The organism is uncultured Lamprocystis sp. (genome assembly GCF_903933125.1).
Taxonomy (GTDB): domain Bacteria; phylum Pseudomonadota; class Gammaproteobacteria; order Chromatiales; family Chromatiaceae; genus Thiodictyon.
Genome location: NZ_CAIZIZ010000187.1, coordinates 1 through 4,964, shown reverse-complemented (window position 1 = coordinate 4,964; position 4,964 = coordinate 1). Strand labels below are relative to the sequence as shown.

The window sequence follows — 4,964 nt, the reverse complement described above, 5'->3', positions numbered from 1 at the left end:
TCGTCACGGCCGTCGCCGTGAACCTGATACGCATCGGCGACTGGTTGACCGGTACACCCCTGGCCCCAACCCGTCGCTCCCGGTTTTCCGCCCTGCAAGCGGCCGCGTAAGGGGGGCCGGGAATTCGCCACCAGTGTCAGGAACGAACCCCAACCTACGGCATTGCGATGTTTTCGGGTTCGGAGCGAATACTTTCACAATCTCGTCCACCGCGGGACGGTGATTTCCGCAGGCCCGCACCAAGCTGACGCCCCGCCGCCAGGCTGGCAATCGCCGAACCCGCTTGTTATCGCCTTCGTATCTGATATCCGGACAGACACTCGTGTAGGGGCGGGTTTAACACCCGCCCCTACGTCCGGCTATCACGTCCGACGGCTATAATCTGCCCCCAAGGCAGCGGTTTTCGGAACGGTCCACGGAGGCGGCGGACATGGGCGGACAGCAGGTCTTCATCAGCTACAACAGCCGCGACGCGGCCCTCGTGGCAGCGGTCGTCGCGGCGCTGAAGGACCGCGGTATCGTGCTGTGGATCGACCAGGAGCAGATCCTGCCGGGCCAGCCCTGGCTGTCGGCACTGGAGCAGGCGCTGCTGCACCGCGGCGGCGGTGCTGGTCGGGCCGAACGCCATCGGCCCGGTGCAGCAGCAGGAGCTGGGCGTGGCGCTGAGCCAGGCCCGCAACGCCGGCAAGCCGGTGATCCCGGTGCTGCTGCCGGGGGCCGGCGCGCTGCCGTTGTTCCTGGGCCAATACTCCGCCGTGTACCTGCCCGATGACCTGCACGGCCCCGCTTTCGAGCAGGCCATCGACCGGCTCGTCACCGGCATCACCGCCCAGCCGCCGGCGCCCCCGCGGCCCGCGCCGCCGGCACCGAAGGAACATGTTCTGACGATCCGCCGGCATGGGGAGGTCTGCGAGGGTCAGTGGGACGGCGGCAACCCATTTGAGTTCAAGTTGCCGCTGACCAAGGCGGACCTGGACGAGCTGGCCTGGTATCTGGAGCGCTACATTCAGTTCCCCGGCGCCGGCGACCGGGCCCGGGCCGCGGCCTTGGAACAGCGGCTTGACGACTGGGGCCGGCAACTCTGGGCGGCACTGTTCCCCGGCGGCGACCAGCACGCAATCCATGCCGGTATTTGTCGCCACCTGGAAGGTGGCGCCACGATCCCAGGCGGCCACCGCGTGCTGCTGACGCTGGCGAGCGACAGCGCGGACTTCCTCGACTTCTGCGAGCCCCCGACCCTGCCCGAACTCCAGCGCCGCCTCAGCGTCGCCCGCGACGCCGGCCGGCCCTATCACATCGTCCACTTCGACGGCCACGGCCAGTATTTCCCGCAGACCGGCGTCGGCGCCCTGTGCTTCGAGGACGACCAGGGCCGCACCCACCTGGTCCCCGGCCGCGACCTGGGCGACCTGCTGAGCGCCCAGCGTGTGCCGCTGGTGCTGCTGGAAGCCTGCCGCGGCGCCCAGGTCTCGGACCGACCCGTGTTCGGCGCGGTCGCCCCGGCCCTACTCCAGGCCGGCGTCGGCAGCGTCATCGCCTTCTCGCACTCGGTGCATGTCGAGGCCGCCAAACTGGTCAGCGAGCGGCTCTATCAAGCCCTGGTCGCCGGGCGCAGCATCGGCGCCGCGCTCGACGCCGCCCGCGGCGCGCTGCACGCGAACCCCAAGCGCTGGCTCAGCACCGAGCCGGACCCGGAGACCATCCCGTTGCAGGACTGGCTGATCCCCCAGCTTTACCAGTCAGGCGTTGGGGCCGGATCGGACCCGGCCCTGGTGCCGATTGAGCAGGCAGTGGACACCGAGGCCGCCGACCTGCCGCCCGACGAGACCCCGCTGCCGGGCTTCCCGCCGCCGCCGCGCTACCGATTCCATGGCCGCGCCCGCGAACTGCTGCGGCTGGAGCGCCTGCTGCAACGCCACCCGGCCGTGCTACTGCACGCCGGTGGCGGCATGGGCAAGACCGCGCTGGCCCGCGAGGCCGCCCACTGGTGGCGGCGCACCGGGCGCTTCGACTTGGCCCTGTTCCACAGCTTCGAGACCGGCGCCGGGGCCGAGGCGGTGGTGCAACTGATCGGTGAACACCTGGGCGGCGAGGGCTTCGGGAGCCTGCCGGCCGATCAACAATGGACCGAGGCGGTACGGCTGTTCCGGCGCACGCGGGTGCTGCTGGTCTGGGACAACTTCGAGTCCGTGCTGCCGGCCTGGGGCGCCGGCCCCCAGCCCCGTGGTGCCGGCTTCCAGCCGGCCACGGCAACAGATGGCCGGCAGGATGCCGGCCCCACAACAACCTCAGACCTGCTGCCCGACCTCCAACGCCTCTACCGCGACCTCACCGACGCCGACAATCCCAAACAGGTCCGCGGCCGGCTGCTGGCCACCTGCCGCCCGACCGAGACCGGCCTCGACGGCATCGCCGGGCTTGGCCTCGCCGGCCTCGCCCGCCCCGACGCGCTGCACCTGCTGCGCGGCGTCTGCGAGCGCCGGGAGATCAAGCTGGACCGCCCCGGCTACGACCGCCCAGCCATCGATGCCCTGCTGGACCGCATCGAAGACCACCCGCTGTCCATCGAACTGATCACGCCGCACCTGAAGGACCTGACCCCGGCTCAGATCGGCGATGAACTCACCCAACGCCTGCACCAGTTCCAGGACCCGAGCCATCGCGAGGGCCGCAACCGCTCGCTGCTGGCCTCGCTGGAGTTCTCCCGCGGTCGGCTGAGCCCGCAGGCCCAGGCCGCGCTGCCGTGGCTCGGCTGGTTCGAGGGCGGGATGTTCGAGCGGTTCTTTCTCGACTTCAGCCAGATCCCGGCCGCGGACTGGGCCGCGATCCGCGCCGAATTGGTCGCCACCGCGCTGCTGCTGGTCGAGGACGTGGGCATTCAAGTCAGCAACACCCCGTACCTGAAGCTGCACCCGACCCTGGCCGAGGCCGTGACCCCGGCGGACCCCACCGCTGATGGCGAGCGCGCCGGGCGCTTCATCGGGGTCTATCGCCAGGTCCGGGACATGATTCAAAACGCGCTCATCGGCTCCGATCCCGCCGCTGGCATAGCCATCGCCCGGCTGGAACAGACCAACCTGCGCCGGGCGATGGACCTGGCCTTTGCGGCCGGGCGGCGTCGGGATGGCGCGATGCTCGCGGACACCCTCGGGGCCTATCTGCAGATGGCCGGCCGACTGCGGGAGCACGACCGCCTGGTCCAGTGGGTCCTGTCACGGATGCCGGCGGACCGCCTCGACGCCACCGGCTGCGCGGCGATCCACTACCACGCCTGGGGCCTCTTTACCCAGGGCAAGGCCCAGGCGGCGCTGGACGCGGTGCTGGACCTGGAGCGGCGGCTCGCTGGCGGGAAACCGACGGCGGTTGAACGCCTCGACGAAGACCCGGCTATCCAACTTGCGCTGGCCCGGCTCGTCCGCGGTCGCATCCTGGACCGTGCCGGCCGCGCGGACTTGGCCCTGGAACCGCTGAGGCAGGCCATTGCCGACATGCGGGCCCTGACGTATGACGCGGCCGACCCCAACGCGAGCGCGTTCATCCGCGGCAACCTGTCGGCGGCCCTCGGCGATCTGGCCAATGCACTCAGCGCCCTCGGGCGCACCGACGCGGCCCTGGCCGCCGCGAACGAGGCCGCCGAGCTCGACCCCGCCCTGGGCAACGACTGCAACCTCGCCATCCGCCTGGGCCAGACCGCTGCCATCCTGATGGATGCCGGCCGTCATGCCGAGGCTGAGGCCGGTTTCGGGGAGGCCCTGGTCGCCGCCGTGCGGATCGGAGACCTGGAACTGCAAGGCACCTTAACGCAGCGACTAGGCAACTTGCAGCGCGAAACCGACCGCCCCGCCGAGGCCGTCGAGACCCTGAAGCTGGCGCTGCGGCTGTTCCAGCAGGCCGGGAACCGGAGAGGTGAGATGCAGACCTGCGACCTGCTCGGTAGCGCCGAGCAGCACCTCGGCCGCCTGGACCCGGCCGAGGCCTGGTACCGCAAGGCCCTGGACCTGGCCGGGCCGCTCGGCGACCAGTGCCAGATCGCCGGCACGCGCCAGAACCTCGGCATCCTGTTCCAGACCCGCGCCGAGCAGGCCCCCGATCCGATCCAGCATGCGGACCCGCATCCGAACGGCCCGCCGCCCGCCGCGGACCAGGCCGGCACCGGGCGCGACCGCTGGCTCGCCGCCGCGGTCACCGAGATCGAGGCCAGCCTCGCAATCTGGCAGCAGATGAACAACCAGATCAACGCCGCCTCGTCCCACGGCCAACTGGCCGTGCTGCACCGACTGCGCGGCGACCTGGACCGGGCCGAGGCCGAGGCCCGGCAGGCCCTCGCGATCCACGAGCCGCTGGACCATCCGGACACCTGGAAGGACTACCTCAGCCTCGCCCAGGTCGCCCGCGCCCGCGGCGAGAGCACCGCCGCGGACCAGTGGCAGGCCAAGGCCGACGCCAAGCACGCCGAGATGCAGCGCCGCGCCCGCGGCGGTAGCGAGGATGCTGCCGATGCCGCCGACCCAGCCGCCGCCGCGCTCCAAAACCGCCAGTTCCTCGACGCCCTGGTCGCCCTCGCCCAGGCCGTCTACCAGCACCAGGCCGCCGCCGCTGCCCAGCCCCCCGCGCCAGTTCAGCCCCTGCCGCCCGACATCGCCGAGACCCTGGCCCAACTGACCCAACTCCCGCCGCCGCTCCCGACCTTCGCCGCCTTCCTGCAAGCCATCGCCGCCAGCCAGCGCCCCACCCCGGCGCCCCTGCCCGCGCTGCTGGACCAGCTCGCCGCCGACCTCCTGCAGGCCCTGCGCTGACCCTAGATCGGGCGTAGGTTGGGGTGAGGAACGAACCCCAACATTTCAGCGCCTTACGTTTGGCTGCTCGTTGGGCTTCGTTCCTCAGCCCAACCTACAAGGAATACTGGCTCATGGGGCCAACTGTGTGACGCCACACAGCATTCGGAGAAATTCTATGCAGCATAT

General features: G+C 71.0%; 1 protein-coding gene and 1 pseudogene. Both read left to right on the top strand.

From position 1 onward, the window contains the following. Nucleotides 1-430 precede the first annotated feature (430 nt). Nucleotides 431-580: pseudogene (locus tag QZY03_RS32040) on the top strand (TIR domain-containing protein); the annotation flags it as partial. 25 nt (nucleotides 581-605) lie between these two features. Beyond that, nucleotides 606-4,796: a CHAT domain-containing protein gene (locus QZY03_RS09380; RefSeq protein WP_295580326.1), complete on the top strand. Its 4,191-nt coding sequence runs from the start codon at nucleotides 606-608 to the stop codon at nucleotides 4,794-4,796. Nucleotides 4,797-4,964 lie beyond the last annotated feature (168 nt).